We start from the raw sequence: 18091 nt of genomic DNA, 5'->3' as shown, positions 1-18091 counted from the left end.
GCTCTGACCTGGTGGTTTTCCGTCCACTGGTTGTGCAGGAGAAAAACTTCTCCCACTGGCTCAAGATCAGAACAAACGGCGCACAGGGATGCCACGACCACACACTTCTGTAAGGACCAGGATCACATTGCGTCTCTTACCTGTGGACGATTGAATGGAGAGCGTGACCCAGGCTTCCACGACACCCTCGATCCGCCGTAGACAGCACGACCGCGAGATCGTCGCGCTGGCCGTTCCGGCCTTCGGCTCCCTGGTCGCCGAGCCCCTCTTCGTCATGGTCGACAGTGCGATCGTCGGACACCTGGGCACCCCCCAGCTCGCAGGGCTCGGCATCGCGGCGGCCCTGCTCACCACCGCGGTGAGCGTCTTCGTCTTCCTCGCCTACGCCACCACGGCAGCCGTCGCACGCCGTGTCGGAGCGGGCGATCTCCCCGCGGCCATACGCCAGGGAATGGACGGCATCTGGCTCGCCGCCCTCCTGGGCGCCGCGGTCGTCACCGTGGTGCTGCCCGCCGCACCCTGGCTCGTCGACCTGTTCGGCGCGTCCGCCACCGCAGCACCGCATGCCGCCACCTATCTACGCATCGCCGCCCTCGGCATCCCCCCGATGCTGGTAGTCCTCGCCGCCACGGGCGTCCTGCGCGGCCTCCAGGACACCAGAACCCCGCTCTACGTCGCCCTGGCCGGCTTCAGCGCCAATGCCGTGCTCAACGTCGCCCTGGTCTACGGCGCCGACCTCGGCGTCGCCGGATCCGCGTGGGGCACGGTGATCGCGCAGTGCGCCATGGCCTGCGCCTACCTCGTGGTGGTCGTCCGCGGAGCCCGACGCCACGGCGCCTCGCTCCGCCCCGACGCCGCGGGCATCCGCGCCTGCGCCCAGGCGGGCGCCCCCTTGCTGGTCCGGACGCTGTCCCTGCGGGCGATCCTCATGGTGGCCACCGCCGTCGCCGCACGGCTCGGTGACGCCGACATCGCCGCCCACCAGGTCATCCTGTCCTTGTGGAGCCTGCTGGCGTTCGCCCTCGACGCGATCGCCATCGCCGGGCAGGCCATCATCGGCCGGCACCTCGGCGCGGGCGACACCGACGGCGCACGTCAGGCGTGCCGGCGCATGGTGGAGTGGGGCCTGGTCTCCGGGGTGGTGCTCGGAACCCTGGTCGTCGTCGCACGCCCCGTGTTCATTCCGCTCTTCACCGGCGACGCGGCGGTCCAGGACACCCTGACGCCCACGCTGCTCGTTGTCGCGCTGTCCCAGCCCGTCGCCGGGGTGGTCTTCGTCCTCGACGGAGTGCTGATGGGCGCAGGGGACGGAACGTATCTGGCCGGGGCCATGCTGGTCACCCTGGCGGTGTTCACGCCCGTCGCCCTGTTCGTACCGGCGCTCGGCGGTGGCCTCACGGCCCTCTGGTGGGCCATGACCCTGATGATGGCGGTCCGCATGCTGACGCTCTGGCTCCGGGCCCGTTCCGGCCGCTGGCTCGTCACCGGAGCCACTCGCTGAACCGGATGTTTCACGTGAAACAGGCAGGGTTGTCCGTTTCACGTGAAACAGCTCGAACGTTCACGTGAACAGCCTGAACGGCCTTCCACCGACCCTCCACCACAGGGGCCCCACCAAAGGCGGGTCTGCCGAGCAACCGGCAGCACGGTGAAGGGCCGTACCCCCAAGGGGGTACGGCCCTTCACTTGCTCTGCTGACGCAGCGATCAGGCGGCGATGACCTCGACGCCGACCTTGGCGGCAACCTCGGCGTGCAGACGCACGGACACCTGGTGCGCGCCCAGGGTCTTGATCGGGGAGCCGAGCTCGATGCGACGCTTGTCCGTCTCCGGACCACCCGCGGACTTGATCGCCGAGGCGATGTCGGCCGGGGTGACGGAGCCGAAGAGGCGGCCGGAATCGCCGGACCGGACGGCCAGGCGGACCTTCAGGCCCTCGAGCTTGGCCTTGACCTCGTTGGCCTGCTCGATGGTCGCGATCTCGTGGATCTTGCGGGCGCGGCGGATCTGTGCCACGTCCTTCTCGCCACCCTTGGTCCAGCGGATCGCGAAACCGCGCGGGACCAGGTAGTTGCGAGCGTAGCCGTCCTTGACGTCGACGACGTCGCCGGCAGCGCCGAGGCCGGAGACCTCGTGGGTCAGGATGATCTTCATGCTGTGGTCACCCTTTCCTTAGCGCGCGGTGGACGTGTAGGGCAGCAGCGCCATCTCACGGCTGTTCTTGACGGCCGTGGCGACGTCACGCTGGTGCTGCGTGCAGTTGCCGGTCACGCGACGGGCACGGATCTTGCCGCGGTCGGAAATGAACTTCCGCAGCATGTTCGTGTCCTTGTAGTCGACGTACGTGACCTTGTCCTTGCAGAACGCGCAGACCTTCTTCTTAGGCTTGCGCACAGGCGGCTTCGCCATGGTGTTTCTCCTGTGTGATCAAGAAGTTTGGGTACGGGCCTGCCCTTAGAAGGGCGGCTCGTCCGAGTAGCCGCCGCCGGAGCTTCCGCCCCAGCTGCCCCCGCCCTGCTGGCCGCCGTTGGCCGGGGCGCTGGAGGCCCAGGGGTCGTCGGCGGGAGCGCCGCCGCCACCCTGCTGCTGGCCGCCTCCCCAGCCGCCGCCCTGCTGGCCGCCGCCGTAGCCGCCCTGCTGGCCGCCGCGACCGGTGGTCTTGGTGACCTTGGCCGTGGCATTGCGGAGACTGGGGCCGACTTCCTCGACGTCCAGCTCGAAGACCGTGCGCTTGACGCCCTCGCGGTCCTCGTAGGACCGCTGCTTCAGCCGACCCTGGACGACGACACGCATGCCGCGCTGGAGCGACTCGGCGACGTTCTCCGCCGCCTGCCGCCAGACCGAGCAGGTCAGGAACAGGCTCTCGCCGTCCTTCCACTCATTGGTCTGCCGGTCGAAGGTGCGCGGGGTGGACGCGACACGGAACTTCGCGACCGCCGCACCGGAAGGGGTGAAGCGCAGCTCGGGGTCGTCGACAAGGTTGCCGACGACCGTGATGACGGTCTCGCCTGCCATGGATGAACCTCTCGGCGGGGATTGCTGCTGGCTGCTGTGTTGCTACTCGGACCCGAGCGGTGAGCCGGAAGCTCAGTGCGTCTCGGGACGGAGGACCTTGGTCCGGAGGACCGACTCGTTCAGGTTCATCTGACGGTCGAGCTCCTTCACGACCGCAGGCTCGGCCTGCAGGTCGATGACCGTGTAGATGCCCTCGGGCTTCTTCTTGATCTCGTAGGCGAGACGACGACGGCCCCAGGTGTCGACCTTCTCGACCTTTCCGTTGCCCTCACGGACGACGGAGAGGAAGTTCTCGATCAGCGGGGAGACAGCGCGCTCCTCGAGATCGGGGTCGAGGATGACCATCACCTCGTAGTGACGCATGTGGAACCCACCTCCTTTGGACTCAGCGGCCACGGTCGTTCCGTGGCAGGAGGGTCGTGATGCGTAAGCAACGGTATCCGCGACCACTGACAATCCCGGGGGATCGGGGCGTGGCAGGGCAGACACCGGCGCAGACCGTACAGAGTACCTGCCTTGTGCCCTGCGGTTGAAATCCGGCGGCAGGGAGCCGCACTCTGTACCCATTGGGATAAAGCGGTGCGGATCCCGCGCCGCGTTCCGCTGGAGGTGCTCCATGGCACAGGCAGTCCGATCGCGTTCCTCCGCCTCCCTCCTGGCCAGTGACGGCAAGGTGCACCCGCTCCAGGACACCCTGGTCGTGGTGACGGTGGTGCTGGGCGCGGTGGCCTTCATCTCGGCGATGTTCCGCGAACTGCACCTGCTGAGCTCCTGGGCGGGACTGCTGGGCATCCTCTCCGGTGCCTACGGGCAGTACATCTCCGTCACGACCCGCGAGCGGTTCGCTCTGATCGTCGGACTGGGCGCCTCCGCGGTCGGTTTCTTCCTCGCCATGTTCAACGGCGGGCTCTTCTGAGACGGGACTGAGGCGGGACGGCTCGCTCTTCCCGGCAGGCTCCGGGACGGGTCCTCCGAGAAGTCCGGGAGGCACCCGGTCCCACCTGCCGCGTGGCGCTGAACCGTGCGGCCAAACCCGGCGCTTCCCAGGCGCAGTAGGCTTCGGCGCGAGAGCCGGAGCCCCTGACCCCATGGGGACACACCTGCCGAGGAGCGCCCCACATGAGCCTGACCCTGAGGACCATCAGCCGAGAGCAGCATCTGGCGTACATCCAGAGCCTGCCTGCGGCGAGCCACTGCCAGGTCCCGGCTTGGGCTGATGTCAAGACGGAGTGGCGCTCCGAGAGCCTCGGATGGTTCGACAGGGACGATCAGATCGTCGGTGCCGGCCTGGTCCTCTACCGGCAGCTCCCCAAGATCAAGCGCTATCTCGCGTACCTGCCCGAGGGCCCGGTGATCAACTGGTACGCGCCGAACCTCGACGACTGGCTGCAGCCCATGCTGGCGCACCTGAAGAACCAGGGCGCGTTCTCCGTGAAGATGGGCCCGCCGGTCGTCATCCGGCGCTGGGACGCCGGGGCCATCAAGGCCGGCATCCAGGACCCGGACGTGAAGCGGCTCCGCGACGTCCAGGCCACCCACGTCGAGCCGCGCGCCTTCGAGGTCGCCGACCGGCTCCGCAAGATGGGCTGGCAGCAGGGTGAGGACGGCGGCGCGGGCTTCGGCGATGTGCAGCCCCGCTACGTCTTCCAGGTGCCGCTGGCGAACCGTTCACTCGACGACGTCCTCAAGGGCTTCAACCAGCTGTGGCGCCGCAACATCAAGAAGGCCGAGAAGGCCGGTGTGGAGGTCGTCCAGGGCGGTTACGAGGACCTCGCCGAGTGGCAGCGGCTGTACGAGATCACCGCGGTGCGCGACAAGTTCCGCCCCCGCCCACTCTCGTACTTCCAGCGCATGTGGCAGGTCCTGAACGCCGAGGACCCCAACCGTATGCGCCTGTACTTCGCCCAGCACGACGGCGTGAACCTCTCGGCGGCCACGATGCTGGTCGTCGGCGGGCACGTCTGGTACTCGTACGGCGCCTCCGACAACATCGGCCGTGAGGTCCGTCCCTCCAACGCGATGCAGTGGCGGATGCTCCGCGACGCCTATGCAATGGGAGCGACGGTCTACGACCTCCGCGGCATCTCCGACTCACTGGACGAGACCGATCACCTGTTCGGCCTGATCCAGTTCAAGGTGGGCACGGGCGGCGAGGCCGTCGAGTACGTCGGGGAGTGGGACTTCCCGCTGAACAAGCTGCTCCACAAGGCGCTCGACATCTACATGTCGCGGCGCTGACGTTCCGCTCACCAGATCCGTACCGCTCACCCCGACCCCCACCGCAGTCCAGAGAAAGGTTCCGGACCGGCCATGGCGCTCACCCTGTACGTCGACACCGCGCGCTGGCGGGCGCATCAGAAGTCCGTGCTCGATCAGTTCCCAGGGGTCGTCCCGGTGTGCAAGGGCAACGGCTACGGCTTCGGGCACGAGCGCCTGGCCGAGGAGGTGACGCGTTTCGGCGCGGACATGCTCGCCGTCGGCACGACCTACGAGGCGGCACGGATCAAGGACTGGTTCAGCGGCGATCTGCTGGTGCTCACCCCGTTCCGCCGGGGCGAGGAGCCGGTGCCGCTGCCGGACCGGGTGATCCGTTCCGTTTCGTCCGTGGACGGGGTGCACGCGCTGGTGGGCGCGCGGGTCGTCATCGAGTGCATGAGCTCGATGAAGCGTCACGGTGTCGGCGAGGACGAGCTGGGCAGGCTGGCCTCGGCGATCGAGGACGTCCGGCTGGAGGGCTTCGCGCTGCACCTCCCGCTGGACCGCACCGACGGCACCGACGCGGTCGAGGAGGTCATCGGCTGGATGGACCGGCTGCGGGGCGCCCGTCTGCCGCTGCACACCATGTTCGTGAGCCATCTGCGCTCCGAGGACCTCGCACGGCTCCAGCAGCAGTTCCCGCAGACGCGGTTCCGCGCGCGGATCGGCACCCGGCTGTGGCTCGGCGACCACGAGGCGACGCAGTACCGGGGCTCGGTCCTCGACGTCACCCAGGTCACCAAGGGCGACAGGTTCGGCTACCGGCAGCAGAAGGCGGCCTCCGACGGCTGGCTGGTCGTCGTCGCGGGCGGAACCTCCCACGGTGTGGGACTGGAGGCTCCGAAGGCGCTCCACGGTGTGATGCCGCGGGCCAAGGGCGTCGCCCGGGCCGGTCTCGCCACCGTGAACCGGAACCTCTCCCCGTTCGTGTGGGCCGGCAAGCAGCGCTGGTTCGCGGAGCCCCCGCACATGCAGGTGTCGATCCTCTTCGTGCCGTCGGACTCCCCGCAGCCGCAGGTCGGCGACGAGCTCGTGGCACACCTGCGGCACACCACCACGCAGTTCGACCGGCTCGTCGACCACTGACACCCGCCCGGCCGGGGCGCGGCACCCGGACACCCTCTAGTTCCGGACCGCGCCCCACTCCGCCTTCGGCTCACCGGCGGGCGCGAGGTCGCGGGACGGCTGTGCCGCGGGTCCGATGACGAACACGTCCGGCGCCCCGTCCAGCACCCCGCCCGACGGATCGTCCGAGCCGTCGCGGCGCACCGGGTCGCGGTCCGGCATCAGGACGTCCCGTACGACGAGGGCGCAGAAGTAGAGCGTCGCCAGGATGTGGACGGCGATGGCGAGCTGGTAGCCCTCGGGGGGCAGCCCCTGCCGCTTGTCGCCGCTCATCGTGTACGCGAGGTACATCCAGATCCCGAGGAAGTAGACGACCTCGCCTGCCTGCCAGACGAGCATGTCGCGCCAGCGGGGTCGGGCCAGCGCGGCGAGGGGGATCAGCCACAGCACGTACTGCGGCGAATAGACCTTGTTGGTGACGATGAACGCCGCCACGACGAGGAAGGCCAGCTGGGCGAAGCGCGGCCGCTGCGGCGCCATGAGCGCGAGCGCACCGATCCCGGCGCAGAGGACCAGCATCAGCAGGGTGGCGACGGTGTTGACGGTCTCGATCTCGATCGGCCGCCCCGTGCGCTGGGTGATGATCAGCCAGAACGACCCGAAGTCGATCTGCCGCTCCTGGCTGAACGTGTAGAACTTCTTCCAGCCCTCGGTCGCGAGCAGCATCACGGGCAGGTTCACGGCGAGCCAGGCACCTGCCGCGCCGAGCACGGCGGTGCCGTACGCACGCCAGCGGCCGGCGCGCCAGCAGAGCACGAGCAGCGGGCCCAGGAGCAGCACCGGGTAGAGCTTCGCGGCGGTCGCGAGCCCGATGAGGATGCCGAACGCCAGGGCACGGCCGCGGGACCAGGAAAGGACGGCGGCCGCTGTCAGCGCGACCGCCAGGAGGTCCCAGTTGATGGTGGCGGTCAACGCGAAGGCGGGGGCGAGGGCCACCAGCAGCCCGTCCCAGGGGCGGCGGCGGTGGGTCCGGGCCGCGCAGACCGCGATGACGGCCGCGCAGACCAGCAGCATCCCCGCGTTGACCATCCAGTAGACCTGCTCGCGGAACTGCAGGGATCCGTCGAAGGGTGCGGTCAGCCACGCGGCCACCTGCATGAACAGACCGGTGAGCACGGGGTACTCGAGGAACTCCATGTCGCCGTTCAGCCGGTCGAAGTAGGGCACGAGGCCGTCGGAGAAGCCCCGGCCGAGATAGAGGTGCGGGATGTCCGAGTAGCAGGCGTGGGTGTACTGGGAGTTCACCCCGCGGAACCAGGCCCATTCATAGCAGGGGATCTTCTGGACCATGCCGAGCGCGAACATGCCGATCGCCACCAGGGCGATCACCCGCACGGGGGTCAGCGAGCCGCCGCCGAGGCGTGCCCAGCGGCCGACCGGGCCGCCGATCAGCTCGCTGCCGGCCGCCGCCACCTCGTCCTGCTGCGTGGGCCGAACCACGGGCCGGTCTTCGTGCACGCTCGTCATGGGCCACATCCTGCCGTACGGGGCCGGGGAAACGGTGAGGGCCGCCGCACCCTGTCGCTCGGGTGCGGCGGCCCTCCTGGGCTTGCAGGCTCATGGCCTCACGGGCGGGGCGTCAGTTGCTGCCGCCGTCCGTTCCGCCGAACAACCCTCCGGGTTTGCCCGGCTTGGAGTCCGACGGTGAGGGGCTCGGGCTGATTCCTCCGTCCGTCGTTCCTCCGGTCGGGTCGGTTCCCCCGTCGACGCCCGCTGTGTCGCCGTTGCAGGTCCAGTCCCAGGGCTTGCAGGGGCGGCCGTCGGGATCCTTGCTCCTGCTCGGCGAAGGCCGGTCCGAGGGCGACTCCGAGTCGGAAGGCGTCGGGGACGGCGTTCCGCTGGGCTCCGACGGCGACGGGCTCGGTGTCGGAGCGCCTGCGGCGTCCGCGACCTCGCCGATCTCGGTGGCCTGCGGGAAGTCCTCGACGTCCTGGCCCTTCAGGGCCTCGCGCATGTAGTTGGTCCACACCTCGGCCGGGATGTCACCACCGTGGATGGAGGGGACACCGCCCGTGCCGTTCATGGACAGCAGCTTCCGGTCCTCGGGGTCGGTACGGAACAGCGTCACCGAGGTGGACAGCTGCGGGGTGTAGCCGACGAACCAGGCCGACTTGTTCTTGTCGGTGGTTCCGGTCTTGCCGGCGGCCGGGCGGCCCAGCTTCTGGGCCTTCTTGCCGGTGCCGTTCTTGACGACGTTCTCCAGGACCTCGGTGATGTTGTCCGCGATGTCGGCGTCCATCGCCCGCTGGCCCTCCGGGGCGCCGAAGCCGGGGACCTCCGCCCCGTTGTGGACGACCTTGGTCACCGAGAAGGGTTCGTGGTGGACGCCCGACGCCGCGAAGGTGGCGTACGAGTCCGCCATCCGGATCGCGCTCGGCGTGGAGGTACCGAGGGTGAAGGAGGCGTTCAGATCCGCCATCGACTCCTCGAGGATGCCGGTCTTCATGGCGACCGACTTCACGTTCGTGAGGCCGACGTCCATGCCGAGCTGGGCGAAGGGCGTGTTGATGGACTTCTCCATCGCCTGGTTCAGCGTCACGTAGCCGTACGGGGTCGTGCTCTCGTTCTTCTGCCGGAACGGCTCTCCCCGGGCGTTCTTCAGGGGCTGGCCGTCACGGCCCTTGATGACGATCAGGTCGTTGCCGTTGTACTTGCTGTTGACCGACAGGCCGCGGCCGCCGCTGTTGGGCGTGCCGTACTCCATCGCCGCGGCGAGCACGTACGGCTTCCAGGTCGAGCCGACCGGGACGCCGGAGGTGTCGGCGTTGTTGGTGAAGTGCTTGTTGTCCCAGCCCTCGCCGCCGTAGAGCGCGACGATCGCCCCGGACTTGACGTCGACGGACGCGGCGCCGAACTGGACGAACTTGTCCGTGGCGGGCCGCTCCTTGTCGTCCAGGAACTCCTTGCGGGTCTTGGCGACCGCGGCCTCCATCGCCTTCACCTTCTTCTCGTCGAAGGTGGTGTAGATGCGGTAGCCGCCGCGCTCCAGCTGTTCCGGGGTGAGGTTGGTGCGCTTCAGCACGTACTTCTTGGCGGTCTCGATCAGGTAGCCCTTCTGGCCGCTGAGACCGGTCACCAGCTGGGAGGGCTTGGGCGTGGGGAACTTGGTGAACGTGGCCCGCTCTGCCGCGGTCATCCGGCCGACCTCGACCTCGCGGTCCAGGATCCACGCCCAGCGTTCCTGGGCACGCTGGGTGTTCTTGTGGGCTTCGGCGCCCGGGCCGATGCCGCCGTCGGGGTTGTAGAGGTTCGGGCCCTTCAGTAGAGCAGCGAGGAACGCGCCCTCGGAGGCGTCGAGGTCGTCGGAGTCCTTCTTGTAGTAGGCCTGGGCGGCGGCCTGGATGCCGTAGGCGTTGCGGCCGAAGTAGGCCGTGTTCAGATAGCCCTTCAGCACGTCGTCCTTGTTCATGGTCGCGCCGACCTTTATGGAGATGAACAGCTCCTTGACCTTGCGCGTCATGGTCTGGCTCTGGTCGAGGTAGGTGTTCTTCACGAACTGCTGCGTGATCGTCGAGCCGCCCTGGGTCTGGCCGCCCTTGGCCATGTTGACCACGGCGCGGGCGACGCCCATGGGGTCGACGCCCTTGTCCTCGTAGAACGTGGCGTTCTCCGCGGCGATGACCGCGTTCCGCACCGGCGGCGGGATCTTCTCGATGGGGACGATCTGCCGGTTGACCTCACCACCGGTCGAGGCCAGCTGCGTCCTGCCGTCGTTCCAGTAGAAGACGTTGTTCTGCGCCAGCGCGGCCTTGTTCTCGTCGGGCACCTCCACCATGGCGAGGGCCACACCGGCACCTGCCATGCCGATCGCGAACAGGCCGAAGCAGGTGCCGGCGACCAGCTTCCACGACGGGACCCAGCGGCCGAGGCCCTGCTTGCCCGCCCGGGGGTAGTCGATGAACCCCTTCGGCGATTCGGCCGCACGGCCCCTGCCGCCCCGCTGGGCGGCGCGACGGGCCTCGGCTCTGCTTCCGTAGGAGGGCTCGTCGCCATAGGGACTGCTGGCGTTGCCCTGCATGGGGTTGGCGCGGCGGCCGGGCAGCTGCTGGGCGGCGCGGCGTGCCGCGGCACGTCCGCCGCCCTGCGGCTGCGGCGGTTTGCGACGGTGCTCGCTCATCGAACGACTACTCCTCGGGCAGGCAAGCGCCTGAAGCGGCAGTTGAGTTCCAGTCCCCCCGATATACGGACGAGACCCTTGGTCCGACTCGCCCGTGGTCCATCCCGGACGGTGACGCTCCCTGGCGCGCAGCGGTTCCCGCGGAATGCATGCCGCACAGACTACGCAGGACCGAAAGCTACCCAGGGCCGAATTCCACCCCAAATCAGGCAACTCACATGTGACGAATTAGTGATGTGACGCCGCTCACAAAGGCCCCACTTGTCGCAGCGGAACCACGCCTCTATCGTCGTGATGTATCGAGTCGATACATCAGCACGACATAAGGGTCCCCGGCAGAGGAGGAGGCGACGGGTGAGCAGACGCTCCGGCATCCTCGAGTTCGCCGTGCTCGGCCTGCTCCGCGAGGCCCCTATGCACGGATACGAACTCCGCAAGCGGCTCAACACCTCGCTGGGGATCTTCCGGGCGTTCAGCTACGGAACCCTCTATCCCTGTCTGAAGACGCTGGTCGCCAACGGCTGGTTGATCGAGGAACCCGGCAGCGCCCCCGAGGAGGCCCTGGCCGCCTCACTCGCCGGACGACGCGCGAAGATCGTCTACCGGCTCACCGCGGAGGGCAAGGAGCACTTCGAGGAGCTGCTCTCCCACACCGGCCCGGACACCTGGGAGGACGAGCACTTCGCGGCACGTTTCGCGTTCTTCGGGCAGACCGAGCGCGAGGTGCGGATGCGGGTGCTGGAGGGCCGCCGCAGCCGGCTGGAGGAGCGGCTGGAGAAGATGCGGGCCTCCTTGGCCCGTACCCGTGAGCGGCTCGACGACTACACGCTCGAGCTGCAGCGGCACGGCATGGAATCCGTGGAACGCGAGGTCCGCTGGCTGAACGAGCTCATCGAGAGCGAGCGGGCGGGCCGGGACCGGAGGGAATCCGGGACCGGCACCTCCGCGGAGTCCGACCACACATCTGGAGACACGGGCGGCCTGCCCCGGCACCGGGGTAGCGCCCGGCCGGATCCGTCCGACGACACCGCCACATGAGGACCTGCACACCCGCAGGACCTCATCGGAACTGAGAACACAGGGAGCAACCGGAATGGGTTCGGTTCGCGTAGCCATCGTCGGCGTGGGCAACTGCGCCGCATCGCTGGTGCAGGGCGTCGAGTACTACAAGGACGCCGACCCGGCCGGCAAGGTGCCGGGTCTGATGCACGTCCAGTTCGGCGACTACCACGTCCGGGACGTCGAGTTCGTGGCCGCGTTCGACGTGGACGCCAAGAAGGTCGGCCTCGACTTGGCCGACGCCATCGGCGCCAGCGAGAACAACACCATCAAGATCTGCGACGTGCCCGCCAGTGGCGTCACCGTGCAGCGTGGCCACACCCTCGACGGCCTGGGCAAGTACTACCGCGCCACCATCGAGGAGTCCGCCGAGGCGCCGGTCGACGTCGTCCAGGTCCTCAAGGACAAGCAGGTCGACGTCCTCGTCTGCTACCTGCCCGTCGGCTCCGAGGACGCGGCGAAGTTCTACGCCCAGTGCGCCATCGACGCCAAGGTCGCGTTCGTCAACGCCCTCCCGGTCTTCATCGCCGGCACCAAGGAGTGGGCGGACAAGTTCACCGAGGCCGGTGTCCCGATTGTCGGTGACGACATCAAGTCGCAGGTCGGCGCCACCATCACGCACCGTGTGATGGCCAAGCTGTTCGAGGACCGGGGCGTCATCCTGGACCGCACGATGCAGCTGAACGTCGGCGGCAACATGGACTTCAAGAACATGCTCGAGCGAGAGCGCCTGGAGTCCAAGAAGATCTCCAAGACGCAGGCCGTCACCTCGCAGATCCCCGACCGTGAGCTCGGCGAGAAGAACGTCCACATCGGCCCGTCCGACTACGTGGCCTGGCTCGACGACCGCAAGTGGGCGTACGTGCGCCTCGAGGGCCGTGCCTTCGGTGACGTTCCGCTGAACCTGGAGTACAAGCTCGAGGTGTGGGACTCCCCGAACTCCGCGGGTGTCATCATCGACGCGCTGCGCGCAGCGAAGATCGCCAAGGACCGCGGCATCGGCGGCCCGATCCTCTCCGCTTCCTCGTACTTCATGAAGTCCCCGCCGGTCCAGTACTTCGACGACGAGGCCCGCGAGAGCGTCGAGAAGTTCATCCGGGGCGAGATCGAGCGCTGACGCGCCACGCGGCGACACCGTCGCACCGTGAAAGGGGATCCCTGGGCAATCCGCCCGGGGATCCCCTTCGTGTGTGACGCTTGCTCGCATGCCTGTCGTACGTGACCTGCGCGTACTCCTGCGTCTCACCGGCTTCCGCCGGCTGCTCACCGTCCGGCTGCTCTCCCAGGCGGCCGACGGCGTGTACCAAGTGGGGCTCGCCACCTATGTGGTCTTTTCGCCGGAGAAGCAGACTTCGGCGGCCGCGATCGCCTCGGCGATGGCGGTGCTGTTGCTCCCGTACTCGCTCCTCGGACCGTTCGCGGGGGTGCTCCTGGACCGGTGGCAACGACGGCAGGTGTTCCTCCACGGCAATCTGCTCCGGGCGTCCCTGGCCGCGGGCACCGCACTGCTGATCTTCCTCACCGCGCCCGACTGGCTGCTCTACGCCTCCGCGCTATGCGTCACCGCGGTCAATCGCTTCATCCTCGCCGGACTGTCCGCGGCTCTGCCCCGCGTCGTGGACGCCGACCGGCTCGTCATGGCCAACTCGGTCTCCCCGACCGCCGGCACATTGGCCGCCACAGCGGGCGGCGGTCTCGCCCTGGGGCTGCGTGCGGTCGCCTCGGACTCCGACACCGCGGTGGTCCTGCTGGGCGCCCTGCTCTACCTGTGCGCGGCCCTCGCGTCGTTGCGCATGGCCCGTTCCCTGCTGGGCCCCGACACCGTCGGCGTCCGGACCGGGCTCGCCGCCGTGCTCGCCTCCACGGCCCGTGGTCTGGTGGCCGGTCTGCGGCATCTCCACGAACGGCGGCCGGCGGCGCGGGCCCTCGTCGCGATGACCTTGATGCGCTTCTGCTTCGGTGCGCTCACGGTCATGGTGCTGATGCTCTGCCGGTACGCATGGTCCGACGGGGACCGTCCGGGCTCGGACGGCGGAGTGGCCCTGCTGGGGCTCGCCATCGCCGTCACGGGGGCCGGCTTCTTCGCCGCGGCCGTCCTCACTCCCTGGGGCGTGGGCCGGCTCGGACAGAACGGCTGGATGATCGCCTGCGCCGCCGGGGCCGCCGTACTCGAACCGGCCCTCGGCCTGTGGTTCGCACCGGCCCCCATGCTGGCCGCGGCCTTCGTCCTGGGCCTGGCCACACAAGGAGCCAAGATCACCACGGACACCGTGGTCCAGTCCTCGGTGGACGACTCGTTCCGCGGGCGGGTCTTCTCGGTCTACGACGTGCTCTTCAACGTGGCCTTCGTCGCCGCCGCCGGCGTCGCTGCCCTGATGCTTCCGCCGGACGGACGCTCGGCGGTTCTGGTCATCACCGTGTCCGCCGTCTACCTGGCGGTGGCCGGCTACCTGTTCCGGCCTGCCCGAGCCCTCCGCAGCGGCTGACCGACACCACCAGGGCGTTGTTTCACGTGAAACAACGCCCCTCGGTGTACTGACTGCGAACGACCGGCGGCCGACACTCAGCGACGTTTCACGTGAAACATCGCCTCAGCTCTGTTCCGCCCACCATTCCTTGAGGGCCGCGACGGCCGCCTCGTGCTCCATCGGCCCGTGCTCCAGACGTAGCTCCAGCAGATGCTTGTAGGCGCGGCCGATCTCCGGACCGGGTCCCAGCCCCAGGATCTCCATGATCTGGTTGCCGTCCAGATCGGGCCGGATGGCGTCCAGCTCCTCCTGCTGCTGCAGCTCGGCGATGCGCTCCTCCAGCCCGTCGTACGTACGGGACAGAGCGGCGGCCTTGCGTTTGTTGCGGGTGGTGCAGTCGGAGCGGGTCAGCTTGTGCAGGCGGTCCAGCAGCGGCCCGGCATCACGTACGTACCGGCGCACGGCCGAGTCGGTCCACTCGCCGCCTCCGTAGCCGTGGAACCGCAGATGCAGCTCCACCAGCCGTGCCACGTCCTTGATCTGCTCGTTCGAGTACTTCAGAGCAGTCATGCGCTTCTTGGTCATCTTCGCGCCCACCACCTCGTGGTGGTGGAAGGAGACCCGTCCGTCCAGCTCGAAGCGACGCGTCTTCGGCTTGCCGATGTCGTGGAGCAGCGCGGCAAGGCGGAGGACCAGGTCCGGGCCGGCCTCCTCCAGATCGATCGCCTGCTCCAGCACGATGAGCGAGTGCTCGTAGACGTCCTTGTGCCGGTGGTGCTCGTCACTCTCCAGCCTCAGGGCGGGGAGCTCGGGCAGCACATGCGCGGCGAGACCGGTGTCGACGAGCAGACCGAGTCCCTTGCGCGGGTGGGACGCGAGGATCAGCTTGTTCAGCTCGTCCCGCACCCGTTCCGCCGACACGATCTCGATCCGCTCGGACATTGCCCGCATCGCGGCGACGACCTCGGGATCCACCTCGAAGTCGAGCTGCGCCGCGAACCGGGCGGCACGCATCATCCGCAGGGGATCGTCGGAGAAGGAGCTCTCGGGTGTCCCCGGGGTGCGCAGCACCCGGTCGGCGAGGTCCTGCAGACCACCGTGCGGGTCGATGAACTCCTTCTGCGGAAGAGCCACGGCCATGGCGTTCACGGTGAAGTCGCGGCGGACGAGGTCTTCCTCGATGGAGTCGCCGTACGACACCTCGGGCTTGCGTGACGTCCGGTCGTACGCCTCGGAGCGGTACGTGGTGATCTCGATCTGGAACGGGCGGTCCGTGCCCTCGTCGCGGGCGTTCTTCTGCGCCCCGACGGTGCCGAAGGCGATCCCGACGTCCCAGACCGCGTCGGCCCACGGGCGGACGATCTTCAGGACGTCCTCGGGGCGGGCGTCCGTGGTGAAGTCCAGGTCGTTGCCGAGCCTGCCGAGCAAAGCGTCCCGGACGGACCCGCCGACCAGGGCGAGACCGAAGCCGGCCTCCTGGAAACGGCGGGCGAGGTCGTCGGCGACGGGGGACACCCGCAGGAGCTCGCTCACTGCGCGGTGCTGCACGTCACTCAGTGCAGTCGGGTTGTCTTCGTTGGCGTTCGGCACAACAGAAAAGGGTACGTGCACGAACCCGCCGGGGCTTCCCGGTTTCCTTGGGCAAGCGCCGTTCTGTAGCGATCTTGTGGCGCACTCCACGGCACTCAGGCACAGCGCATCTCGTTACCATGCGTGGACGCACATCCGACGACCACTGACGACGACGAGGACGGGCGAGCGCGTGGCCGAGGCTGCAGACACCCAGGGAAGGAGTCCGTCTCCTGCCCGTCGATGGCTGCGCAGGGCAGCGGTGCTGATGACCGGCGTGCCCCTTGTGACGGGGCTGCTCTCCGGCCCCGCGGCGGCCGCCCCCGCGCCGGCCGCCGAGAAGGCCTCCGGTGCGGTGGACGTGTCCCTCGACTCACTGAGCCCGGGCGCCCCGGTGAAGGGCGACACCCTCACGATCTCCGGCACCGTGACCAACAACGGCAAGGAGACGATCACCGGAGCCGAGCTCGCCCTGCGCGTGGGCTCCGGGCTGACGACCCGGTCGGCGATCGACGACGCCGCGCGCCGCAACGCGTCCTCGGGCAGCGAGGCGACCGAGCTGGCCGACGACGCGTACAAGGTCACCTTCGCCGGCCTGCCCGCCAGGGTCCGGCAGGACTTCACCCTCTCCGTGCCGGTCGACAAGCTCGGCCTCGGCGCTGCGGGCGTCTACCAGCTCGGCGTCTCCGTCTCCGGACGGACCGCCCGGGACACCTACGACCGTCAGCTCGGCATCGAGCGGACCTTCCTCCCGTGGCAGCCCGCGGCACCGGAGAAGAAGACCCAGCTGACCTACCTCTGGCCGCTGATCTCCTCCGCGCATGTGACCGCGGAGACCGGCTCCGACGAGCAGCAGACCCCGGTGTTCGACAGCGACCTCCTGGCCACGGAGCTCGCGCCCGGCGGCCGGCTCCAGCAGCTCGTCGCTCTCGGCGGCCAGCTCCCCGTCACCTGGGTGATCGATCCGGATCTGCTGGCCACGGTGGACGCGATGACCAGGAGTTACCAGGTCAAGAGCGGCGACACCACGGTCGCGGGCAGGAACCAGGCCGTCGCCAAGCAGTGGCTGAGCTCACTGGAGAAGGCGGTGCAGGACCAGAAGGTCGTGGCACTGCCCTTCGGCGACCCCGATCTCGCCTCCCTCGCCCACCGCGGCAAGAACGTCTCGGGATCGCTGAGCCACCTCCAGTCGGCCACCGAGGTCGCCAGGACCACCGTCGAGACCGTCCTCCATGTGACCCCGTCGCTCGACTTCGCATGGCCCGTGAACGGTGCGCTCGACCCGTCCGTGGTGGACGTGGCGACGTCCGCGGGGGCGCACCAGCTGATCGCCCGCAGCGACAACTTCCACGACGACCTGGCGTACACGCCCACCGCGGCCCGTCCGACCGGCGGAGGCACGACCGCGGTGGTCTCCGACGCGGGGCTCTCCACCGCCTTCGAGGGCGACATGGCGCGCGCCGAGGACTCGACGCTGGCCGTCCAGCGCTTCCTCGCCCACACCCTGGCCATCACCCTGCAGAAGCCCGACAGCCAGCGCAGTGTGGTCGTGGCGCCCCAGCGCATGCCGAGCGCGAGCCAGGCGCAGTCCATGGCGGCCGCCCTGCACGCCCTGGCCAGCCAGCGCTGGACCGAGCCCCTGGACCTCCCGGCGGCCGCGGCGGTCAAGCCCGACCCCCAGGCCAGGACGCAGGTGCCCTCCGCCTCGGCGTACCCGAAGAAGCTGCGTGCCGGCGAGCTGCCGGTAGAGGCGTTCCGGGAGATCAAGAAGACCCAGGACACCCTCGACCACTTCAAGGTGATCCTCACCTCGCCCGACCGGGTCGTCACACCGTTCGGGAACGCCACCAGCCGTTCGATGTCCACTTCCTGGCGCGGCAAGGTCAAGGGGGCCCGCGCCTACCGCGACGGGGTGCTGGCCTATCTGCAGAGCCTCACCACCGAGGTCGGGCTCATCCAGAAGACGACCGCGACCCTGTCCGGCCGGAGCGCCACCCTTCCGGTGACCGTGCAGAACAAGCTGCTGCAGGACGTCGACAACCTCGTGCTGCGCCTGGAGTCCGAGTCGCCGGCCCGTCTGAGCATCGGCGACGACGAGGGCGGCGCGAAACTCCCGGTGAGGATCGCGGACGGCCACAGCCAGTCGGTGAAGTTCACCGCGACGGCCAACGCCAACGGCCCGGTCCAGGTGAAGGCCCAGCTGTACACCACGGACGGCGTCGCGTACGGCGAGCCGATGACATTCACCGTGAAGGTCTCGGAGATCACCCCGACGGTGATGCTGGTCCTGGCGGGCGGTGTCCTGCTCCTCGTCCTCGCGGGCATCAGGATGTACACCCAGCGCAAGCGGGCGGCCGCACGGGAAGCGGAGCCGGGCGGGGGCGATCCCGAGCAGCCGAGTGACCCGGCCCCGGACACCGGACCCGTGAGCGATACCCCGTCCGGCACGGGTGAGAAAGTGGACCGTTGAGCCATGCGCGAGC

Annotated in this window: 15 protein-coding genes; 8 read left to right on the top strand and 7 right to left on the bottom strand. The window is 69.0% G+C overall.

Annotation, left to right across the window (positions count from 1 at the left end):
• Positions 1-154 precede the first annotated feature (154 nt).
• Positions 155-1501 carry an MATE family efflux transporter gene (locus tag ACZ4Z5_RS03845; RefSeq protein ID WP_468256186.1) on the top strand — a complete coding sequence of 449 codons (1347 nt, stop codon included), beginning with the start codon at positions 155-157 and terminating at the stop codon, positions 1499-1501.
• Positions 1502-1706: 205 nt separating this feature from the next.
• Here the strand turns inward: ACZ4Z5_RS03845 and rplI are convergent, their stop codons facing one another.
• From rplI to rpsF, 4 genes are all read right to left on the bottom strand, one after another.
• Positions 1707-2153, bottom strand: a complete 447-nt coding sequence (gene rplI, locus ACZ4Z5_RS03840) for a 50S ribosomal protein L9 (RefSeq protein ID WP_468256183.1) — start codon at positions 2151-2153, stop codon at positions 1707-1709.
• 18 nt (positions 2154-2171) lie between these two features.
• Complete coding sequence (gene rpsR / locus ACZ4Z5_RS03835; protein WP_003949403.1) at positions 2172-2408, bottom strand: 30S ribosomal protein S18; 237 nt, start codon at positions 2406-2408, stop codon at positions 2172-2174.
• A 45-nt stretch (positions 2409-2453) separates the two neighbouring features.
• The gene (locus ACZ4Z5_RS03830; RefSeq protein WP_468256180.1) at positions 2454-3014 is read right to left on the bottom strand and encodes a single-stranded DNA-binding protein; all 561 of its coding nucleotides are present in this window, start codon (positions 3012-3014) and stop codon (positions 2454-2456) included.
• A gap of 72 nt (positions 3015-3086) precedes the next feature.
• Positions 3087-3377, bottom strand: coding sequence for a 30S ribosomal protein S6 (gene rpsF / locus ACZ4Z5_RS03825; protein ID WP_053724701.1), 291 nt, complete (start codon positions 3375-3377; stop codon positions 3087-3089).
• Between the two features lie 253 nt (positions 3378-3630).
• Here rpsF and ACZ4Z5_RS03820 point away from each other — a divergent pair, with 253 nt between their 5' ends.
• From ACZ4Z5_RS03820 to ACZ4Z5_RS03810, 3 genes are all read left to right on the top strand, one after another.
• Positions 3631-3930 (top strand): hypothetical protein, encoded by a 300-nt coding sequence (locus ACZ4Z5_RS03820; protein WP_468256178.1) that lies wholly within the window; start codon positions 3631-3633, stop codon positions 3928-3930.
• Positions 3931-4133: 203 nt separating this feature from the next.
• Entirely contained in the window at positions 4134-5252 is a 1119-nt protein-coding gene (locus ACZ4Z5_RS03815) for a lipid II:glycine glycyltransferase FemX (RefSeq protein WP_468256175.1), read from the top strand.
• A 72-nt stretch (positions 5253-5324) separates the two neighbouring features.
• Positions 5325-6356 (top strand): alanine racemase, encoded by a 1032-nt coding sequence (locus ACZ4Z5_RS03810; RefSeq protein ID WP_468256172.1) that lies wholly within the window; start codon positions 5325-5327, stop codon positions 6354-6356.
• A gap of 36 nt (positions 6357-6392) precedes the next feature.
• On the opposite strand, the gene ACZ4Z5_RS03805 is transcribed toward ACZ4Z5_RS03810, so the two are convergent.
• Together ACZ4Z5_RS03805 and ACZ4Z5_RS03800 are read right to left on the bottom strand one after the other, a co-directional pair.
• Positions 6393-7862 carry a glycosyltransferase family 87 protein gene (locus tag ACZ4Z5_RS03805; protein ID WP_468256169.1) on the bottom strand — a complete coding sequence of 490 codons (1470 nt, stop codon included), beginning with the start codon at positions 7860-7862 and terminating at the stop codon, positions 6393-6395.
• Between the two features lie 112 nt (positions 7863-7974).
• Positions 7975-10512, bottom strand: a complete 2538-nt coding sequence (locus tag ACZ4Z5_RS03800) for a transglycosylase domain-containing protein (RefSeq protein WP_468256167.1) — start codon at positions 10510-10512, stop codon at positions 7975-7977.
• 354 nt (positions 10513-10866) lie between these two features.
• Between ACZ4Z5_RS03800 and ACZ4Z5_RS03795 the strand changes: the two genes are divergently transcribed.
• The 3 genes from ACZ4Z5_RS03795 (at position 10867) to ACZ4Z5_RS03785 (ending at position 14057) form a co-directional block, all read left to right on the top strand.
• Complete coding sequence (locus ACZ4Z5_RS03795) at positions 10867-11550, top strand: PadR family transcriptional regulator (RefSeq protein WP_468256165.1); 684 nt, start codon at positions 10867-10869, stop codon at positions 11548-11550.
• A gap of 55 nt (positions 11551-11605) precedes the next feature.
• On the top strand, positions 11606-12688 hold the full coding sequence (locus ACZ4Z5_RS03790; protein WP_468256162.1) for an inositol-3-phosphate synthase: 1083 nt from the start codon (positions 11606-11608) through the stop codon (positions 12686-12688).
• 88 nt (positions 12689-12776) lie between these two features.
• Entirely contained in the window at positions 12777-14057 is a 1281-nt protein-coding gene (locus ACZ4Z5_RS03785; RefSeq protein WP_468256158.1) for an MFS transporter, read from the top strand.
• Positions 14058-14162: 105 nt separating this feature from the next.
• On the opposite strand, the gene ACZ4Z5_RS03780 is transcribed toward ACZ4Z5_RS03785, so the two are convergent.
• A complete protein-coding gene (locus tag ACZ4Z5_RS03780) occupies positions 14163-15629 on the bottom strand; it encodes a CCA tRNA nucleotidyltransferase (RefSeq protein ID WP_468256155.1) in 1467 nt (488 codons plus the stop codon).
• A 172-nt stretch (positions 15630-15801) separates the two neighbouring features.
• Here ACZ4Z5_RS03780 and ACZ4Z5_RS03775 point away from each other — a divergent pair, with 172 nt between their 5' ends.
• On the top strand, positions 15802-18078 hold the full coding sequence (locus ACZ4Z5_RS03775) for a DUF6049 family protein (protein WP_468256153.1): 2277 nt from the start codon (positions 15802-15804) through the stop codon (positions 18076-18078).
• Positions 18079-18091: the final 13 nt, after the last annotated feature.

The sequence above is a fragment of the Streptomyces sp. NPDC030222 genome (assembly GCF_055573115.1).
This window is presented reverse-complemented; position numbering and strand designations above follow the sequence as displayed.